The organism is Terrabacter sp. AAH1, assembly GCF_054456855.1.
On record NZ_JBTJJV010000005.1, the window covers coordinates 1 to 17,265 of the forward strand.

The 17,265-nt window shown below is 71.4% G+C and carries 18 protein-coding genes and 2 tRNA genes; 11 read left to right on the forward strand and 9 right to left on the reverse strand.

Annotation, left to right across the window (positions count from 1 at the left end; translation table 11 throughout):
- Positions 1 to 125: 125 nt before the first annotated feature.
- Positions 126 to 199: transfer RNA gene (locus ACXR8F_RS09780), tRNA-Ile, on the reverse strand.
- A gap of 162 nt (positions 200 to 361) precedes the next feature.
- On the opposite strand from ACXR8F_RS09780, the gene ACXR8F_RS09785 reads away from it, so the two are divergent.
- The 5 genes from ACXR8F_RS09785 (at position 362) to ACXR8F_RS09805 (ending at position 2,763) form a co-directional block, all read left to right on the forward strand.
- Entirely contained in the window at positions 362 to 703 is a 342-nt protein-coding gene (locus ACXR8F_RS09785) for a bifunctional 3-phenylpropionate/cinnamic acid dioxygenase ferredoxin subunit (RefSeq protein WP_458800046.1), read from the forward strand.
- 160 nt (positions 704 to 863) lie between these two features.
- Positions 864 to 1,379 carry a DUF3145 domain-containing protein gene (locus tag ACXR8F_RS09790; RefSeq protein WP_082081174.1) on the forward strand — a complete coding sequence of 172 codons (516 nt, stop codon included), beginning with the start codon at positions 864 to 866 and terminating at the stop codon, positions 1,377 to 1,379.
- Positions 1,380 to 1,626: 247 nt separating this feature from the next.
- The gene (locus ACXR8F_RS09795; protein WP_458800048.1) at positions 1,627 to 1,773 is read left to right on the forward strand and encodes a hypothetical protein; all 147 of its coding nucleotides are present in this window, start codon (positions 1,627 to 1,629) and stop codon (positions 1,771 to 1,773) included.
- 108 nt (positions 1,774 to 1,881) lie between these two features.
- Complete coding sequence (locus ACXR8F_RS09800; protein WP_045193268.1) at positions 1,882 to 2,376, forward strand: HNH endonuclease; 495 nt, start codon at positions 1,882 to 1,884, stop codon at positions 2,374 to 2,376.
- 18 nt (positions 2,377 to 2,394) lie between these two features.
- Positions 2,395 to 2,763, forward strand: coding sequence for a WhiB family transcriptional regulator (locus ACXR8F_RS09805; RefSeq protein WP_458800050.1), 369 nt, complete (start codon positions 2,395 to 2,397; stop codon positions 2,761 to 2,763).
- 188 nt (positions 2,764 to 2,951) lie between these two features.
- Here ACXR8F_RS09805 and fabF read toward each other — a convergent pair whose 3' ends face one another.
- The 7 genes from fabF to argG all read right to left on the reverse strand — a co-directional run bounded on the left by fabF (position 2,952) and on the right by argG (position 10,393).
- Positions 2,952 to 4,202, reverse strand: a complete 1,251-nt coding sequence (gene fabF, locus ACXR8F_RS09810; protein ID WP_045193251.1) for a beta-ketoacyl-ACP synthase II — start codon at positions 4,200 to 4,202, stop codon at positions 2,952 to 2,954.
- A 137-nt stretch (positions 4,203 to 4,339) separates the two neighbouring features.
- Positions 4,340 to 4,588, reverse strand: coding sequence for an acyl carrier protein (locus tag ACXR8F_RS09815; RefSeq protein WP_045193252.1), 249 nt, complete (start codon positions 4,586 to 4,588; stop codon positions 4,340 to 4,342).
- 117 nt (positions 4,589 to 4,705) lie between these two features.
- The gene (locus tag ACXR8F_RS09820; RefSeq protein ID WP_458800052.1) at positions 4,706 to 5,758 is read right to left on the reverse strand and encodes a beta-ketoacyl-ACP synthase III; all 1,053 of its coding nucleotides are present in this window, start codon (positions 5,756 to 5,758) and stop codon (positions 4,706 to 4,708) included.
- Positions 5,759 to 5,924: 166 nt separating this feature from the next.
- A complete protein-coding gene (locus ACXR8F_RS09825; RefSeq protein WP_458800054.1) occupies positions 5,925 to 6,854 on the reverse strand; it encodes an ACP S-malonyltransferase in 930 nt (309 codons plus the stop codon).
- 46 nt (positions 6,855 to 6,900) lie between these two features.
- Positions 6,901 to 8,163 (reverse strand): PucR family transcriptional regulator, encoded by a 1,263-nt coding sequence (locus ACXR8F_RS09830; RefSeq protein ID WP_458800056.1) that lies wholly within the window; start codon positions 8,161 to 8,163, stop codon positions 6,901 to 6,903.
- A 68-nt stretch (positions 8,164 to 8,231) separates the two neighbouring features.
- On the reverse strand, positions 8,232 to 8,948 hold the full coding sequence (locus ACXR8F_RS09835; RefSeq protein ID WP_458800058.1) for a class I SAM-dependent methyltransferase: 717 nt from the start codon (positions 8,946 to 8,948) through the stop codon (positions 8,232 to 8,234).
- A 20-nt stretch (positions 8,949 to 8,968) separates the two neighbouring features.
- On the reverse strand, positions 8,969 to 10,393 hold the full coding sequence (argG, locus tag ACXR8F_RS09840) for an argininosuccinate synthase (RefSeq protein WP_458800060.1): 1,425 nt from the start codon (positions 10,391 to 10,393) through the stop codon (positions 8,969 to 8,971).
- A 234-nt stretch (positions 10,394 to 10,627) separates the two neighbouring features.
- Here argG and ACXR8F_RS09845 point away from each other — a divergent pair, with 234 nt between their 5' ends.
- The gene (locus ACXR8F_RS09845; protein ID WP_458800062.1) at positions 10,628 to 11,155 is read left to right on the forward strand and encodes a hypothetical protein; all 528 of its coding nucleotides are present in this window, start codon (positions 10,628 to 10,630) and stop codon (positions 11,153 to 11,155) included.
- A 170-nt stretch (positions 11,156 to 11,325) separates the two neighbouring features.
- On the opposite strand, the gene aceE is transcribed toward ACXR8F_RS09845, so the two are convergent.
- On the reverse strand, positions 11,326 to 14,097 hold the full coding sequence (aceE, locus tag ACXR8F_RS09850; RefSeq protein WP_458800064.1) for a pyruvate dehydrogenase (acetyl-transferring), homodimeric type: 2,772 nt from the start codon (positions 14,095 to 14,097) through the stop codon (positions 11,326 to 11,328).
- A gap of 396 nt (positions 14,098 to 14,493) precedes the next feature.
- Between aceE and ACXR8F_RS09855 the strand changes: the two genes are divergently transcribed.
- The 5 genes from ACXR8F_RS09855 to ACXR8F_RS09875 all read left to right on the forward strand — a co-directional run bounded on the left by ACXR8F_RS09855 (position 14,494) and on the right by ACXR8F_RS09875 (position 17,249).
- Positions 14,494 to 14,910 carry a DUF3052 domain-containing protein gene (locus tag ACXR8F_RS09855; protein ID WP_045193258.1) on the forward strand — a complete coding sequence of 139 codons (417 nt, stop codon included), beginning with the start codon at positions 14,494 to 14,496 and terminating at the stop codon, positions 14,908 to 14,910.
- Positions 14,911 to 14,965: 55 nt separating this feature from the next.
- On the forward strand, positions 14,966 to 15,490 hold the full coding sequence (locus ACXR8F_RS09860; RefSeq protein WP_458800067.1) for a peroxiredoxin: 525 nt from the start codon (positions 14,966 to 14,968) through the stop codon (positions 15,488 to 15,490).
- Positions 15,491 to 15,535: 45 nt separating this feature from the next.
- Positions 15,536 to 15,608: transfer RNA gene (locus ACXR8F_RS09865), tRNA-Val, on the forward strand.
- Between the two features lies 1 nt (position 15,609).
- Positions 15,610 to 16,512, forward strand: coding sequence for a Nif3-like dinuclear metal center hexameric protein (locus ACXR8F_RS09870; protein ID WP_458800069.1), 903 nt, complete (start codon positions 15,610 to 15,612; stop codon positions 16,510 to 16,512).
- The gene (locus ACXR8F_RS09875; protein WP_458800071.1) at positions 16,440 to 17,249 is read left to right on the forward strand and encodes a zinc ribbon domain-containing protein; all 810 of its coding nucleotides are present in this window, start codon (positions 16,440 to 16,442) and stop codon (positions 17,247 to 17,249) included. The genes ACXR8F_RS09870 and ACXR8F_RS09875 overlap by 73 nt, the downstream gene beginning before the upstream one ends.
- Positions 17,250 to 17,265 lie beyond the last annotated feature (16 nt).

The following is a 17,265-nucleotide window of genomic DNA, read 5'->3' on the forward strand; positions in this document are numbered from 1 at the left end:
CCGGATGAACCTCGTCCCCGCCACCGAACCCGAGATCGGAGCTGATGACCTGCCCGCCCTGACCGCCTAACCCATCACCACGGATCACACGCAGCGCTACACCACCACCCGGGACTTGACCTCTGTGGGGCAGCAGGGGCTTGAACCCTGGACCGACGGATTATGAGTCCGCTGCTCTGACCGGCTGAGCTACTGCCCCGCGACCTGGGCGGGCCGGCCACGGCCCGATCGGGTCGCACGGAGTCTAACCATGGCGCGAACCACCACGCGGCCGGCCTTCGGCGGCACCGCCGGCCGGCGTCGAGGCGACACCCTCTAGGCTCGCGCACGACCCCTGAACCCGAGCTCCCAGGACGAACGCATGAGTGACGGCATCCGCGTGGCTGCGGTCGACGACGTCGAACCCGGCGAGGCCCTCGTGCTCGACACCGACGTCACGGCGACGGACGAGCCGATCTCGCTCTTCCGCGATGACGACGGCACCTACTACGCGCTCGACGACACGTGCTCGCACGAGGACGCCTCGCTCGCCGACGGGTGGATCGAGGCCGGCGAGGTCGAGTGCCCGCTCCACGCGACGCGGTTCTGCCTCGCCGACGGGCAGCCGATGTGCCTGCCCGCGACCAAGCCGGTGCGCACCCACCGGGTGGAGATCAGGGGCGATGACGTCTACCTCTTCCCTGGGGTGCCACGAGCCTCCTGACCGGACATTTCGGTCAGCGCAACTGCTGGTGCACGTGTGCCCCATGGTGCACAATGGGCGAGTGCTCGAGAGAGCACGCTCGTTCGGCACCACGAGAGACCATTCGGGCTCGAAGTAGCAGGCGTTGGGGAAGACGTCCCTGCAACTTCAGGAGGATCGGATGCCTGTCGCGATGCCGCGCACCACGACACGTGGGGTTCTGTTCGTGCACGGAGCCCCTGCCGCGCTGTGCCCGCACATCACCTGGGCGATCGAAGCCGTCCTCGACCAGCGGGTGACGCTCGACTGGATCCCGCAGCCGGCCGCGCCCCGGCTCGTGCGCACCGAGCTCTCGTGGACCGGCGCCCCCGGCACCGGCGCCGAGCTGGCCAGCGCCCTCCGCGGCTGGGACGGGCTGCGCTACGAGGTGACCGAGGACCCGTCGCAAGGGTGCGACGGCGCCCGCTGGTCCTACACGCCGCGGCTCGGCATCCACCACGCCATGACCTCTGCCTCGGGCGACGCCGTGGTGTCGGAGGAGCGCCTGCGTGAGGCCGTGCTGCGGGCGTGCGGGGACGTGGAGGAGCTCCAGGACGAGATCGACCTGCTCCTCGGCATCCCGTGGGACGAGGAGCTCGAGCCCTTCCGCTACGCGGGCGACGGCGCGCCCGTCCGGTGGCTGCACAAGGTCGGCTGAGTTGGCCGGCACCCACTGAGCCGTGTCCTCCAGCGCGGCTCCGGAGGTGGCGAGGGCCCGGGCGGTTCGTGCTCCCGGGCCCTCGTCGCGTCCCGGGTGCCGGTACGCGGGTCGAGCCCGCCACGACCGCTTCACCGAAAACCGGTGGTCACCGACGACGTCCGCCTGTCATCATCAACCCGGCCGCGCACCCGTCGCTGCGCGAGACCCACGACCACCGATCACGACGAACCACGGAGACACCGAGATGGCAACGGGAACCAGCACCGACGCGAAGCGCAGCCTGCGCCTCGCCGATGCGACCTACCCGTTCCCGGGTGAGTGCCGCAACCGGCACCCGCGGGCCGTCCGACGGCATCCCCACTGCGACCTCGCCGACGTGCATCGAGCCTGACGTGCTCCTGCCGACCGAGCCGCCCACCGGGATGACCCCGGTCGGCGGCTCTTTTCGTTGCATCCCATGCGAACCCGTCCCGACGAGACGAGAGAGGAGTGGTCGGTCATGACGCAGGTCGAGGTGTGGAACGCCGACGAGACGCTCCTGCACCGCGTCTCGGTGCGGCACGCCGTCGGCATGATCTGGCGCGGCGTCGCGACGCCGGTGGAGGTCCATCAGACGGCGCGCTTCGGCCCCTACCAGGTGCCCCTCGTCGTCCGGCTCGTGCGCTACGTCGAGCAGAAGTGGCTCTACTCGCGCACCCGGGCGACCTACTCGCGCGAGGGAGTGCTGCTCCGCGACCGCGGGCAGTGCGCCTACTGCGGCCGGTTCACCGCCACCACGATGGACCACGTCCGACCGCGGTCGCGCGGTGGCGCGACCTCGTGGGCCAACGCCGTCGCCGCCTGCGAGTCGTGCAACGCCCGCAAGGGCGACCGCACACCCGAGGAGGCCGGTATGCCGCTGCGCTGGGACCCGTACGTCCCGACGAGGGTGCAGCTGCACTTCGCCCGCGAGGCCACCACCTTCACCGCCCGAGATCCCGTTCCCGTCACGTAGCCCCGGAAGGAGCCCCCGATGACCAGGCACCGCACCATTCGCACCCAGTCCCTCGGTCAGGTCGGGCTCCGACCGACAGCTGCGGCCGCGAACGGCCTTGAGCCGTGGATCTTCCGCGCTGCGACCGAGCACCCGTTCGAGCCCGGCGACGCCGTGCCGCACTGCGCCTCCGCCGATCCTGAGCTGTTCTGGCCGGCGACCGAGGCCGACGTCGCGGCGGCGCAGGCGGTCTGCGGCGGGTGCCCGCTCGCGGAGGCGTGCCTGGCTGTCGGGCGCGAGCGGCTCGAGTGGGGCGTCTGGGGCGGGCAGCTGCTCGCCAAGGGGCGCCCCACGACGGAGCTGCCGGGCAACGTGCGCCCCGAAGCGCACCGGGCCCGCACGGCCTGAGCCCGTGTGCCGGGTGGCGCGGTCCCAGCGGCGCGCACCACCCGGCATACGGCAGAGCCACCCTTCGACCTCCGAGCCCGGGTCGAACCTTGCACCGGCTCCTCCGTCGTGCGCGGTGTCGGCAACACGGAGACGAGCAAGTGCCCACTCGACCGGAGGGTCGAGTGGGCACTTTCCCACCGGGCTCGTCAGATGCTGCGGATCGCGAGGGCGACGTTGTGGCCGCCGAAGCCGAACGAGTTGTTCAGGGCCGCGATGTCGCCGTCGGGCAGCTTCTGGGCCTCGCCCGTGACGACGTTGAGTGGGATCTCGGGGTCCTGCTCGTCGAGGTTGATCGTGGCCGGCACGAGCCGGTTGTAGATCGACTGGATCGTGATGACGGCCTCGAGCGCGCCTGCGGCACCGAGCAGGTGGCCGGTCATCGACTTCGTCGCCGTCACCGAGAGGTTCTCGGTGTGGTCGCCGAAGGCCCGCTTGATCGCGTTGTACTCGGCGACGTCACCGACGGGCGTCGAGGTGGCGTGCGCGTTGATGTGGATGATGTCGGAGAGCGACAGGTCGGCCCTCTCGACGGCGTACGTCATCGCCCGGGCGGCGCCTGACCCGTTGGGCTCCGGAGCCGTGATGTGGTGGGCGTCGGCCGACATGCCGACGCTGGCGAGCTCGGCGTAGATGCGGGCTCCGCGGGCGCGGGCGTGCTCCTCGGACTCGAGCACGATGACGGCGGCGCCCTCACCGAGCACGAAGCCGTCGCGGCCGGTGTCGTAGGGCCGCGAGGCCTTCTCGGGCTCGTCGTTGCGCGTCGACAGGGCCTGCATCGCAGCGAACCCCGCGATCGGCAGGGCGTGCACGGCAGCCTCGGTGCCACCCGCGACGACGACGTCGGCGCGGCCGGTGCGGATCATGTCGATGGCGTAGCCCATGCTCTCGGCGCCGGAGGCACACGCGCTCACCGTGGTGTGGGCGCCGGCGCGGGCGCCGAGGTCGAGCGAGACGGCAGCGGCCGGGCCGTTGGGCATGAGCATCGGCACCGCGAGCGGGTAGACGCGGCGGGGGCCCTTCTCGCGCAGGTTGTCCCACTGGTCGAGGAGGGTCCACACGCCGCCGATGCCGGAGCCGATCGCGGCGCCCAGGCGCTCGGGGTCGACCTCCGGCTTGCCGGCGTCGGCCCACGCCTCGCGCGCGGCGATGAGGGCGTACTGGCTCGACGGGTCGAGGCGCCGGGTCTCGACCTTGGCGAGCACCTCCTCGGGCTTCGTGGCGATGGTCGCCGCGAACGTAACCGGGAGCTCGTACTTGGAGACCCAGTCGAAGTCCATCGGGCGGGCGCCGGAGCGGCCGGCGAGCAGGGCCTCCCAGGTCTCTGCGGCAGTGCCGCCCAGGGGCGTGGTGGCGCCGAGTCCGGTGACCACGACGCGTCGGTCGCGATTGGACGTCATGGTGACGTGCTCCTCTGAGTCGGGGGGTCGTGCTACGTGCTGGCTGAGGGGTGGTGCTGGGGTTGGCTTCCGTATGCCGGCCGGCGGGGCGCTGCCCGCGACGCCGGACGGCATACGGAAGCCGTCTGATCAGATGATCAGGACTGCGCGCCGTTGATGTAGGTGACGGCGTCGCGGACGGTCTTGAGGTTCTTGACCTCGCTGTCGGGGATGCGGACGCCGAACTTCTCCTCGGCGTTGACGACGATCGTCATCATCGAGAGGGAGTCGATGTCGAGGTCCTCGGTGAAGGACTTGTCCATCTCGACGGACGCGGTGTCGAGGCCGGTCTCCTCGTTGACGATCTCTGCAAGACCCTCGAGGATCTCCTGCTCGGACTGAGCCATCTGTCTGCTCCTTGGTTGGTTGTCGGTGGTGCCTTCGTCTGTCATCCGTGACGGATGTCGTGCGTGGCCCGAATGACCCGTCGGGACCTGCGGGAGTGGGTGGATGCCCGTGTCGGCTCAGGGCAGCACGACGACCTGGGCGGCGTAGACGAGCCCGGCGCCGAAGCCGATCTGCAGCGCGAGGCCGCCGCTCGGGATCTCCTTCTCGGCGAGCATGCGCGTCGTGGCGATCGGGATGGAGGCGGCCGACGTGTTGGCGGTCGTGACGATGTCGCGGGCCACGGGGATGTCGGCCGGCAGCTTGAGCTGCTTGACCATCGCGTCGATGATGCGGATGTTCGCCTGGTGCGGGATGAAGGCGTCGAGGTCGTCGGCCTTGATGCCGGCCTTGTCGATGGCCTGCTGCGCGACCGGGGCCATGCCCCAGACGGCCCAGCGGAAGACCGTCTGCCCGGCCATGCCGATGGCGGGCCAGACGTTCTTGTCGGCCTGGGCGGCCTGCCAGGACTCGCGCACGTCGGTCCACGCCTGCTTCTGCGTGATCGCGTCGCGCTGCGTGCCGTCCGAGCCCCAGACGGTCGGGCCGATGCCGGGGGTGTCGCTGGGACCGACGACGCAGGCGCCGGCGCCGTCGCCGAAGATGAAGGCGCTGCCACGGTCGTAGGGGTCGGTGAAGTCGCTCAGCTTCTCGACACCGACGACGAGCACGTAGTCGGCGGAGCCGCCCTTGACCATGTCGCTCGCCATCGCGACGCCGTAGCAGTAGCCGGCGCAGGCCGCCGAGATGTCGAGCGCGGGGGCGGTGGAGCCGAGGCGCGACGCGAGCTCGGGCGCGGCGGCGGGGGTCTGGTAGGGGTGCGTCACGGTCGCGACGAGCACGAAGCCGATCTGCTCGGGGGAGACGCCGGCGTGCTCGAGAGCCTGCCGCGCCGCGTGCTCGGACATGTCGATGACGCTCTCGTCGGGCGCCGCGAAGTGGCGGCTGATGATGCCGGAGCGCTCGCGGATCCACTCGTCGCTCGAGTCGATCTTGTCGACGATCTCGGAGTTCATGACGACACGGGCCGGGCGGTAGGCCCCGACTCCCATGATCCGCGAGTGGCGTGGGGCGCCGTTGTCGACGAGTGTGCCGGTGCCCTTGGGTTGGGGAGCGGTGCTGGGGGAGGTCACGTGAGGCCTTCTCGGGAGTGAGGGTTCAGTGGGTCGGGAGGTGGCGCCGCCCCGGTGCCGCGGCCGACGGGGTCGCCGCCGGTGCGGGCCGACACCACGAGCCTGCCCCTCATGGGGGTCGCTGCGCCAGTGGTCCGGCAGCGGCAGGTGGCCGTGGTGGGCGCGGTCATGAGCGGTGGGCCTCGACGAGGGCGCGTGCGGCCTCGAGGTCGTCAGGGGTCTTGACGGCGAGGGTCTCGACGCCGGGCATCGCCCGCTTGGCGAGCCCGACGAGGGTGCCGGCCGGGGCGAGCTCGAGCAGGCCGGTGACGCCGAGCGCGAGCATCGTCTCCATGCAGCGGTCCCAGCGCACCGGGTTGCTCACCTGGCGGACGAGGCGGTCGACGGTGTCGGGGCCGTCGGCGACCGTGGCCCCGTCGGCGTTGGACAGCAGGCGCAGCGCGGGAGCCGACGGGGTGATGTCTGCCGCGGCCCCGGCGAGGGCCTCGACGGCCGGTGCCATGTGGTGGGTGTGGAAGGCTCCCGCGACCTGGAGCGGGATGACACGGGCCTTGGCGGGCGGGGCGCCGCGCAGTGCCTCGATCTGCTCGAGCGTGCCTGCGGCGACCACCTGAACGGCGCCGTTGATGTTCGCGGGCGTCAGGCCGTGCGTCTTGAGCGTGGCGAGCACCTCGTCGGGGTCGCCGCCGAGGACGGCCGCCATTCCGGTGGGCGTGACGGCGCTGGCCTCGGCCATGGCGCGGCCGCGCGTGGCGACGAGCGAGAGCGCCTGCTCGTCGGTGACGACACCGGCGAGGGCGGTGGCGGTCAGCTCGCCCACCGAGTGACCGGCAAGGACGGCGCCGGTGGACGTCAGGTCGTCACGCGACGGGAAGAGGGCGCCCGCCGTCACCAGGCCGGCAGCCACGATGAGCGGCTGCGCGACCGCGGTGTCCTTGATCGTGTCGGCATCGGACTCGGTCCCGTGGGTGACGAGGTCGAGGCCAGCGGCCCGACCGAGCGCGGTGAGCCGGTCGCGCACGCCGTCGAGCTCGAGCCACGGGGTGAGGAAGCCGGGGGTCTGGGAGCCCTGTCCTGGGCAGACGATCGCTAGCACGTGTCCAACCTTTCCCGGTTACCGGTGAGGACCTCGCCACCGAATGTCACGAAGTCGATGGAGATAGTTTGGAGGATTCCTCCAAGTCGGCTGTGACGGACGGCATATGCGAGGGGGTGCTCGCGAGGGGCGTCACCGGCGGCGCGCCCGACAGGCGCCCCAGCGCGAGGGCGATGCGCACCGCCCACGCCTCTCGTGGAGTGGTGAGGTCGTAGCCGATGACGTCGGAGATGCGACCGAGGCGGTAGCGCACCGTGTTGGGGTGGACGAACAGCGCGCGAGCGGTCGCCTCGAGCGAGCCGCCCGTCTCGAGGTAGGCCGTTGCCGTCTGCAGCAGCGGGGCGTGGCCCTTGGCACCGAGCGGCCGGTGGATGCGGTCGACGAGCACGCGCCGCGCCGGTGGGTCGCCGGCGAGGGCTCGCTCCGGCAGCAGCGCGTCGGCGTCGAGGATGCGCGGGGCGTCGGGCCAGGCGGCGGCCGCCGACAGCCCGCTCAGGGCCGCTCGGGCCGAGCGGCCTGCCGCGAAGAGGTGCGGCACCGTGGGGCCGAGCACGATCGGACCGGGGCCGAAGCAGTCGACGACCTGCTCCACGACGCGCGAGGCCTCGCGCGTGCCGCCCAGGATCGCGATGAGCCGGGAGCGCTGCACGATGGCGAGGGCCTCCACGCCGTGCTGGCGCACCGACCGGCGCAAGTCGTCGACGGCGGGCACTGCGCCAGTGGCCGTCGACGGGGTGCTCCCCACGACGAACGTGACGTCGGCGACGTCGCCCCAGCCGAGCGCGCTCGCCCTCGACTGCATCGAGTCGTCCGCCTCGCCACGCAGCACGGCGTCGACGACGAGTGCCTCGAGTCGGGCGTCCCACGCGCCCCGAGCCTCGGCCGCGCCGGCGTAGACCTCGGCGGCCGCGAAGGCGATCTCTCGCGAGAAACGCAGCACCGACTCGCGCAGCAGCTGCTCGTCACCCGGCCCGGCGAGGCTCTCCACCCTCGACTCGACGACGTCGACGACGGTGCGCACGAGGTCGAGGGTCTGCCTCAGGCTCACCGAGCGGGTCAGCTCCTGCGGCGCGTTGGCGAAGATCGAGATGGCCGACGGGGAGTGCTCCTCCTCCTGGTGGAACCACGCGATGAACTGCGAGATGCCGGCCTGGGCGACGAGCCCGACCTGCGAGCGCTCCTCGGCGGAGAGCCGGCGGTACCACGCGAGGTTCTCCTCCATGCGGCGTGAGGCCAGCGTCGCGAGCTCGCCGGAGCTGCGCTCGACGGCGCGCGAGGTCTCCTCGCTCGGGTGCTGGGGTCGGCTCACGCCGTCAGCCTAGGCTGCACGCCGCCCCGAGTTTGTATGCCGTTCACAAAGCGGGTGCCTCTGCAGGGTCAGCGGGCGGTCAGGACGGCGGTCCGGCCGGAGTAGGTGCGCGGACCCTCGAAGGGCGGCAGCGCGTCGGCGAGGTGCGGGGCGAAGCTCGCGAGGTAGGCCTGTGCGGAGGCGTGGTCGGCGAAGGTCGCGCGGGTCTCGATGTCGCGCCGGCTGACGGTGGAGAAGTGCCGCCCGAGCACGTCGGCCGCGACCTCCGCGGTGAACTGCGTGACGAGCGGCTCGCCACCGACCTCGCGCAGCAGGTCGCCCAGGTGCTCCGAGCCGTTCGTCGCGACGTACAGCGTGCCGCCGTCGCACAGGACCCGGCGGACCTCGGCCAGGGTCCGGTCGAGGTCCGGCACGTGGTAGAGCATCCAGGCTGCGACGGCGCCGTCGAACGTGGCGTCGGCGAAGGGCAGCGCCTCGGCCGACGCCAGATGCGCGGTCAGCCCCAAGGAACGGGATGCCTCGACCATCGCAGGCGAGAGGTCGGTGGCCACGTAGTCGGTGTGGGGTGCCTCGTCGAGCACGGAGCGGGCGAACTGGCCCGCGCCGCAACCGATCTCGATGATCCGGGCGTGCTGTCCGGCTACGACGAGCGTGCGCAGCACGTCGACGGGCGAGACGCCCTCGGGGCCCGGGCCCCAGACGCCGCGTCGGGTGAGCAGGTTGGCGGTGGTCGCGTACTGCTCGGCGACGCGCGTGCTGTCGGTGAGCTCGGTGGCGTGGTCCATGACGGACCACCCTAGAGGCGTCAGTCGGTGCCGAACTCCATGGCCGCGCGGTCCAGCGCGTCGTCCTGCTCGTCGACGTGCGCAGCCGCCGGGTTGGCCGAGATCGCGGCCGCGCCACCGGGGGCGAGCTCGCCCACGAGCTCGTGGGCGTCTGCGCCGAGGAGGCCCTGGGCGGCATACAGCTCGAGCTTGGCGCGCGAGTCGGCGATGTCGAGGTTGCGCATCGTCAGCTGGCCGATGCGGTCGACCGGGCCGAACGCGGCGTCCTCGGTGCGCTCCATCGAGAGCTTCTCGGGGTGGTAGCTGAACGCCGGCCCGGTGGTGTTGACGACCGACCAGTCGTCTCCCCGGCGCAGGCGCAGCGTCACCTCGCCCGTGACCGCCGACGCGACCCAGCGCTGGAGCGACTCGCGCACCATGAGCGACTGCGGGTCGAGCCAGCGCCCCTCGTAGAGGAGGCGGCCCAGCCTGCGGCCCTCGGCGTGGTAGTTCGCGATCGTGTCCTCGTTGTGGATCGCGTTGAGGAGCCGTTCGTAGGTGAGGTGGAGCAGGGCCATGGCCGGGGCCTCGTAGATGCCGCGCGACTTGGCCTCGATGATGCGGTTCTCGATCTGGTCGCTCATGCCGAGGCCGTGGCGGCCACCGATGCGGTTCGCCTCGTCGACGAGGGCGACCGCGTCGGGGAAGGTCTTGCCGTTGATCGCCACGGGGCGCCCCCGCTCCCAGCGCACCGTGACGTCCTCGGTCTCGATGGCGACGGAGGGGTCCCAGAACCTCACGCCCATGATCGGCTCGACGACCTCCATGGACTCGTTGAGGAACTCGAGCGTCTTGGCCTCGTGGGTCGCACCCCAGATGTTCGCGTCGGTGGAGTACGCCTTCTCGGCGGACGCGCGGTAGGGCAGGTCGCGGGCAGTCAGCCACTCGGACATCTCGTGCCGGCCGCCGAGCTCGGTGACGAAGTCGGCGTCGAGCCACGGCTTGTAGATGCGCAGGCTGGGGTTGGCCATGAGGCCGTAGCGGTAGAACCGCTCGATGTCGTTGCCCTTGAAGGTCGAGCCGTCGCCCCAGATCGAGACGCCGTCCTCCTGCATGGCACGCACGAGCAGGGTGCCGGTGACGACACGGCCCAGGGGAGTGGTGTTGAAGTACGTCTTGCCGCCGCTGCGGATGTGGAAGGCGCCGCACGCGATGGCCGACAGGCCCTCCTCGACGAGCGCGGTCTTGCAGTCGACGAGGCGGCTGATCTCGGCGCCGTATTGGCCGGCGCGGCCGGGGACCGAGTCGATGTCGGGCTCGTCGTGCTGGCCCAGGTCGGCGGTGTAGGTGCACGGCACCGCGCCCTTCTCGCGCATCCAGGCAACAGCCACGGAGGTGTCGAGGCCGCCGGAGAAGGCGATGCCGACGCGTTCGCCGACGGGGAGCGAGGTGAGGACCTTGGACATGGATGTAAGTATATGCATAAGCGCGCATACTTATCCAATCGCGGTACGAGCCGACGAGGTATGCCGTGTGCCCTCCTTCCGCTTAGCGGCGCCGGTCGCGCTCAGCCGCGGTGGGGCACTCCGGCGCCGCTGAGCCGTCCACACCCTCGTGAGCGCGAGCCGCGTCGTCCGGTCGCCCGGCCCGAGGTGGCGGTGCACCGCCGTGTCGGCAATCTCCGGCTCCCCGTGCCGGACATGCTGGAGCCCCACCGGCCACGGCTCGTCCCCGCGGCCTGGGCTGCCGTCCAGGCGGGGCTCATCGCGGGCCCCGAGGCGTTCGTGGTGCCGGCGGACGCTGCCCTGCGATCCGGCGCCACGACGACGGCCGCACTCGACCGCGCGATCGAGGTCTTCGCTACGCACACCGGCATAGGTCCGGTCAGGGCGGCCCGGTCCGTCGTGGACGCACGACACGAGTCGCCGGGCGAGTCACGCGCGGCGTTCCTGCTCGGCGCTCTCGGGCACGCGCTGGAACCACAGTTCGAGGTCGTCGCCGAGGGCCGGCTCTACCGCGCCGACTTCCGCATCGCAGGGACGCGTGTGCTCGTCGAGTTCGACGGCGCCGTGAAGTACGACGGCCGCCGCGCGCTCTTCGGGGAGAAGCAGCGTGAGGACGCCCTGCGTCGCGCGGGCTGGGTCGTGGTTCGGCTCGTGTGGTCCGACCTCGACGACCCGCGCCGCGTCGGGCGACGAATCGCCGCCGCTCTCGCCCTCGCCGCGTGACCTAGGGCCCGCTCACCGGACCCGACCGCGCTCAGCGACGCCGCAACCCTGCGGCGTCAGTGAGCGCGACCGGCGTCAGTGAGCGCGACCGGGGTCGGTGGGATCCGTCCCGCGTACGCGTGTGGCCCGGCCCCACACGGGAACCGGGCCACACGGCATACGTCAGCGGGTCAGCTCTCGCCGCCGGCGTTGCCGGACGTGCCGGCGGTGACGTCGTCGAGGCGGTACTTCGCGGCGGCCTTGGCGGGAACGTCGGCCGGCACCTTGCCTTCGCGGGCCAGCAGCTGCAGCGTGCGCACCGCGACCGACGGCCCGTCGATGTGGAAGAAGCGGCGGGCGGCGGGACGGGTGTCGGAGAAGCCGAAGCCGTCGGCGCCGAGCGTCGCGTACGTGCCGGGGACCCACTCGCGGATCTGGTCCTGCACGGCGCGCATGTAGTCGGAGACGCCGACCACCGGGCCCTCGGTGCCCTCGAGGCACTGGGTGACCCACGGCACGCGCTTCTCGCCGTCGGGACGCAGGAACTCCTGCTCGTCGGCGGCGAGGCCGTCACGGCGCAGCTCGTTCCACGACGTCACCGACCACACGTCGGCGGCCACGCCCCAGTCGTCGGCGAGCAGCTGCTGGGCCTCGAGCGCCCACGGCAGGCCGACGCCCGACCCGAGCAGCTGTGCGCGCGGGGCCTCGTGGGTCCAGCCCTCGGTGTTCGCGGCCTTGAGCTTGTACATGCCCTTGAGGATGCCCTCGACGTCGACGTTCTCGGGCTCGGCCGGCTGCTGGATCGGCTCGTTGTAGACGGTGAGGTAGTAGATGACGTTCGACTCGTCGGTCGTGTGGCCCTCGCCGTACATCCGGTCGAGGCCGGCCTGCATGATGTGGGCGATCTCGTACGCGTACGCCGGGTCGTAGTGCACGACAGCCGGGTTGGTCGACGCGAGGAGCGGGCTGTGGCCGTCGGCGTGCTGCAGGCCCTCGCCGGTCAGCGTCGTGCGACCGGCCGTGGCGCCGATGAGGAAGCCACGGCTCATCTGGTCGGCGGCCGCCCAGATCGAGTCGCCCGTGCGCTGGAAGCCGAACATCGAGTAGAAGACGTAGATCGGGATCATCGGCTGCCCGTGCGTCGCGTACGACGTGCCCGCGGCCGTGAACGCGGCGAGCGACCCGGCCTCGTTGATGCCGAGGTGCAGGATCTGGCCCTGCTCGTTCTCGCGGTAGGCCAGCATGAGCTCGGCGTCGACCGGCGTGTAGTTCTGCCCGTTCGGGTTGTAGATCTTGATCGTCGGGAAGAACGCGTCCATGCCGAACGTGCGCGCCTCGTCGGGGATGATCGGCACGATGCGCTTGCCGAACTCCTTGTCGCGCAGGAGGTCCTTGAGCAGGCGGACGAACGCCATCGTCGTGGCGACCTCCTGCTTGCCCGACCCCTTCTTCACCTGGGCGTACGCCTCGTCGCCCGGCAGCTTGACCGGCTCGTACGCGACCCGCCGGCTCGGCAGCGTGCCGCCGAGCTTGGTGCGGCGGTCGATGGAGTACTTGATGACCTCGCTGTCGGCGCCCGGGTGGTAGTACGGCGGCTGGTAGGGGTTCGCCTCGAGCTGCTCGTCGGTGATCGGGATGCGGAGGCTGTCGCGGAAGGCCTTGAGGTCGTCCAGCGTCATCTTCTTCATCTGGTGCGTGGCGTTGCGGCCGGCGAAGTGCGAGCCCAGGCTGTAGCCCTTGATCGTCTTCGCGAGGATGACGGTCGGCTGCCCGGTGTGCTCGCGGGCCGCCTTGTAGGCCGCGTAGACCTTGCGGTAGTCGTGCCCGCCGCGCTTGAGGTCCCACCAGACCTGGTCGTCGGTCCAGCTCTCGACCATCTTCGCGGTGCGCGGGTCGCGGCCGAAGAAGTGGTCGCGCACGTACTTGCCGTCGTTGGCGCGGAAGGTCTGGTAGTCGCCGTCGCTCGTGGAGTTCATGAGGTGCACGAGCGCGCCATCGCGGTCGCCGGCCAGGAGCGGGTCCCAGCCACGGCCCCAGACGACCTTGATGACGTTCCAGCCCGCACCGCGGAAGAACGCCTCGAGCTCCTGGATGATCTTGCCGTTGCCGCGCACCGGGCCGTCGAGCCGCTGCAGGTTGCAGTTGATGACGAAGTTGAGGTTGTCGAGCTCCTCGTTGGCCGCGAGCTGCAGCAGGCCGCGCGACTCGGGCTCGTCCATCTCGCCGTCGCCGAGGAAGGCCCAGACGTCCTGCTGGCTGGTGTCCTTGATGCCGCGGTTGTGGAGGTACTTGTTGAACTGCGCCTGGTAGATCGCGTTCATCGGGCCGATGCCCATGGACACGGTCGGGAACTCCCAGTAGTCGGGGAGCAGCCGCGGGTGCGGGTAGGACGGCACGGCCTTGACCGCGCCGTCGACGAGGTGGCTCTTCTCCTGGCGGAAGCCGTCGAGGTCGGCTTCGGTGAGGTGGCCCTCGAGGAAGCTGCGGGCGTACATGCCGGGGGAGGCGTGGCCCTGGAAGTAGATCTGGTCGCCGCCGCCCTCGTGGTCCTTGCCGCGGAAGAAGTGGTTCATCCCCACCTCGTAGAGCGTCGCGGCGCTCGCGTAGGTGGAGATGTGGCCGCCGACGCCGATGCCGGGGCGCTGGGCGCGGTGCACCATGACCGCGGCGTTCCAGCGGATGTAGCGGCGCATCTCGCGCTCGACGTCCTCGTCGCCGGGGAACCAGGCCTCGCGCTCCGGCGGGATGGTGTTGATGTAGTCGGTCGCCGTCAGCGAAGGCACGCCGACCTGCTGCTGGCGCGCCCGCTCGATGAGCTTGAGCATGATGTAGCGCGCCCGGGTGCGGCCCTTCTCGTCGAGGACGGCGTCGAGGGAGTCGATCCACTCCTGCGTCTCGTCCGGGTCGATGTCCGGGAGCTGACTGGGGATGCCGTTGAGGATCGGGCCGGCCTCGGATGCCACGTCGTGGGTCCTTTCTCGTCGCGTCCGCCGCGCGCGTGACCGGTCGGCCACGCCGCTGCTTCGCCCATCCTCTACCAATCCGTGGTGACCGTCACACTCGGGTCCAGCGATGGGACGCTTCGCTCCTTCCCACGGACGCCTCTGCAGTGGTATGCCGTGGGGGCCGGTCGGGTCGCGACGGGAACCCGGGTGGCTCACCGGTTGGCGCGCGAGCGGCACGCCGACGGAGTCCGACTGGGCGTTGTGCCGACGCGGGGCCGGGCTTGCGCGGTAGCGTCGGAACCAGTGCACTGGATGCCGTGGACGTGACGTCACGACGGTGGTGTCACGGGTATGACAGATGCGACCGACGACACCACCAGGGCCCGTCGGCCACGACCGAGAGGACCGGTGACAGTGAGCGAGACCGCGGGAGCGGCGTCCTTCAGCAAGCTCGGATTTGCCAACGGGCAGATCATCCAGGAGTTCGGCCATGACGATGACGTCGACGACCAGCTGCGGTTCTCGATCGAGGACGTCATCGGCAGCGAGCTCGAGGACGAGGACTTCAACGACGGCGCGGACGGGGTGCTGCTCTGGTACCGCGACGGCGACGAGGACCTCGTCGACCTCATGGTCGACGGCCTGACCAAGCTCTTCGACCAGGGTTTCATCGTGCTGCTCACGCCGAAGGCCGGGCGCCCCGGCCACGTCGACGCGAGCGACGTCGAGGAGGCCGCGTCGACGGCCGGTCTCGTCACGGGTGGCCAGGTCAACGTCGCCAAGGAGTGGGCCGCCACCCGGCTCATGCCGCCGAAGGGTCCGAGGCGCTGACGGCGTTTCGGGCGGCTTTTCGGTCGGGCGCCCGTCGGGTGTCACACTGGCGGACATGATGAACGCGCACCCGACCGAGTCGGTCCACGCGGCCGCCCCACTGGGTGTCGGCGAGCTCGCCCCCGACTTCACGCTCGTCGACCAGTACGGCGTCGACGTCAGCCTGTCCGCCGTCCGTGACCTCAAGAACGCCGTCGTCGTCTTCTACCCGGCAGCCTTCTCGGGCATCTGCCGCGGCGAGCTGCGCGAGATCCGCGACGGACTCGAGGACTTCCAGGACGACGACATCCAGGTCTTCGCGATCTCTTGCGACTCGATGTACACCCTGCGGGCGTGGGCCGATGCCGAGGGACACTTCTTCCCGCTGCTGTCGGACTTCTGGCCGCACGGGGAGGTGGCTCGCCGCTACGGCGTCTTCGACGAGGAGGACGGCTTCGCGCGGCGCGGGACCTTCCTCATCGACCGCAGCGGGCACATCGTCTGGAGCGAGGCGCGCGCCATCGGTCACGGCCGTGACTTCACGGCCTACCGGCAGGCGCTCGCGGCGCTCCGCGCGAGCGCACCGGATGCCGTAGGCTGACCGCCGCCCGCCGGTGACGCCAACCTGTCACCTGCCGGTGCGTGAGGGCCTGTAGCTCAGTTGGTAGAGCACCGCGTTTACACCGCGGGTGTCGTCGGTTCGAGCCCGGCCGGGCCCACGTGGACGACCCAGCCCCCGAACCCAGGGGAGACCTTCGGCTGCGCGACGTCGTCGCGGCGCTGGAGTCCCTCTACCCGCTCGAGCACGCGGCCGACTGGGACCGCGTCGGTCTGGTCGCCGGTGACCCGGACCAGCCCGTACGCCGCATCCTCTTCGCGCTCGACCCGACGCTCGCGGTCATCGACGAGGCGAGTGCCTGGGGCGCGGACCTGCTCGTGACGCACCACCCGCTGCTGCTGCGCGGGGTGCACTCGGTCGCGACCACCAGTGCCAAGGGCGCCTCCGTGACGGCGCTCGTCCGGTCCGGCGTCGCCCTCTGGGTGGGTCACACCAACGCGGACGTCGCCGACCCCGGCGTGTCCGGCGTGCTGGCCGATGCGCTCGGGCTCACCGACCAGCGACCGCTGTCGCGCGAGGGGGACCACGCGATCGGCCGCGTCGGCCTGCTGCCCGCGCCGACCAGCCTGGTGCGGTTCGCGGAGTCGTTGACAGAGGCGCTGCCGGCGACCGCGGGCGGCATACGGGTGAGCGGCGACCCGTCCGCCGAGGTGTCCGTCGTCGCTGTCATGGGTGGCTCGGGCGACGACCGCTTCGACGACGTGCGGGCGTGCGGCGCCGACGTCTACGTGACCGCCGACCTGCGCCACCACCCTGTCCTCGAGGCACGTGAGGAGGCGCGCGGCGGTCGCCCGTTCCTCGTCGACGCCGGGCACTGGGCCACCGAGTCCCTCTGGCTCGCCGACGGGCGCGACCGGCTGCTCGCCGCGCTGGAGCACGCCGCCGGAGCGACTAGGGTCGAGACCAGAGTCTCAGCGATCCGCACCGAGCCATGGACCTTCGTCGTCGGTGCGAACGCCGCCCGGGAGGACCGGGCGGCCACCGAACCCGGAGGTGTGTCCTGAAAGCCGACCCGTCCCGTCAGTGGCGCCTGCTCGACCTGCAGGCCATCGACACGCGCCTGGACCAGATCGCCCACGCCAAGGCCAACCTGCCGCAGACACCTGCGGTCGAGGCGGCGCGGCGTGAGCTGTCCGCGCTCGAGACGGAGATCGTCAACGCGCGCACGGCTGCCGGCGACGTGCAGCGCGAGCTGACGAAGTCCGACCAGGACGTCCAGCTCGTGCGCGACCGCGCGGCGCGCAACCAGGCGCGGCTCGACGCCGGGCAGGGCAGTGCGAAGGACCTGCAGGCGCTGCAGCACGAGCTGGCCTCGCTCGCGCGACGCCAGTCCGAGCTCGAGGACGTCGAGATCGAGGTGATGGAGCGCTCCGAGACGCTCACGGCCAAGGTCGCCGAGCTGGAGGCACGCCACACCGAGCTCGTGCAGAGGGTCGAGACGCTCGAGACCGAGCGCGACGCCGCCATCGAGAAGCTCGACGCCGAGGCGGTCCAGGTGGGCTCCGGACGGGCGAACATCGTCGCCGGCGTCGGTGACGACCTCGCTGCCCTCTACGAGAAGATCCGCGCCGTGAGCGGGGGCCTGGCCGCGGCCGAGCTGCGCCACCGTCGCTGCGGCGGCTGTCGGCTCGAGCTCGGCAACGTCGACCTCGACCGCATCAGGCGCGCCCCCCAGGACGAGGTCGTGCGGTGCGAGGAGTGCCGCCGCATCATGATCCGCACGGGCGAGTCCGGCCTGTGAGCCGACCGTGAGCCGA

What these genes read in the sequence shown, in the direction of transcription:
- ACXR8F_RS09815 (WP_045193252.1), bottom strand. Translation starts at nt 4,588, where the DNA reads ATGGCTCAGTCCGAGCAGGAGATCCTCGAGGGTCTTGCAGAGATCGTC.
- ACXR8F_RS09790 (WP_082081174.1), top strand. Translation starts at nt 864, where the DNA reads ATGCCTGTCGCGATGCCGCGCACCACGACACGTGGGGTTCTGTTCGTG.
- argG (WP_458800060.1), bottom strand. Translation starts at nt 10,393, where the DNA reads ATGTCCAAGGTCCTCACCTCGCTCCCCGTCGGCGAACGCGTCGGCATC.
- ACXR8F_RS09800 (WP_045193268.1), top strand. Translation starts at nt 1,882, where the DNA reads ATGACGCAGGTCGAGGTGTGGAACGCCGACGAGACGCTCCTGCACCGC.
- ACXR8F_RS09845 (WP_458800062.1), top strand. Translation starts at nt 10,628, where the DNA reads ATGCTGGAGCCCCACCGGCCACGGCTCGTCCCCGCGGCCTGGGCTGCC.
- ACXR8F_RS09805 (WP_458800050.1), top strand. Translation starts at nt 2,395, where the DNA reads ATGACCAGGCACCGCACCATTCGCACCCAGTCCCTCGGTCAGGTCGGG.
- ACXR8F_RS09875 (WP_458800071.1), top strand. Translation starts at nt 16,440, where the DNA reads ATGGACCTTCGTCGTCGGTGCGAACGCCGCCCGGGAGGACCGGGCGGC.
- ACXR8F_RS09785 (WP_458800046.1), top strand. Translation starts at nt 362, where the DNA reads ATGAGTGACGGCATCCGCGTGGCTGCGGTCGACGACGTCGAACCCGGC.
- ACXR8F_RS09795 (WP_458800048.1), top strand. Translation starts at nt 1,627, where the DNA reads ATGGCAACGGGAACCAGCACCGACGCGAAGCGCAGCCTGCGCCTCGCC.
- ACXR8F_RS09860 (WP_458800067.1), top strand. Translation starts at nt 14,966, where the DNA reads ATGATGAACGCGCACCCGACCGAGTCGGTCCACGCGGCCGCCCCACTG.
- ACXR8F_RS09835 (WP_458800058.1), bottom strand. Translation starts at nt 8,948, where the DNA reads ATGGACCACGCCACCGAGCTCACCGACAGCACGCGCGTCGCCGAGCAG.
- fabF (WP_045193251.1), bottom strand. Translation starts at nt 4,202, where the DNA reads ATGACGTCCAATCGCGACCGACGCGTCGTGGTCACCGGACTCGGCGCC.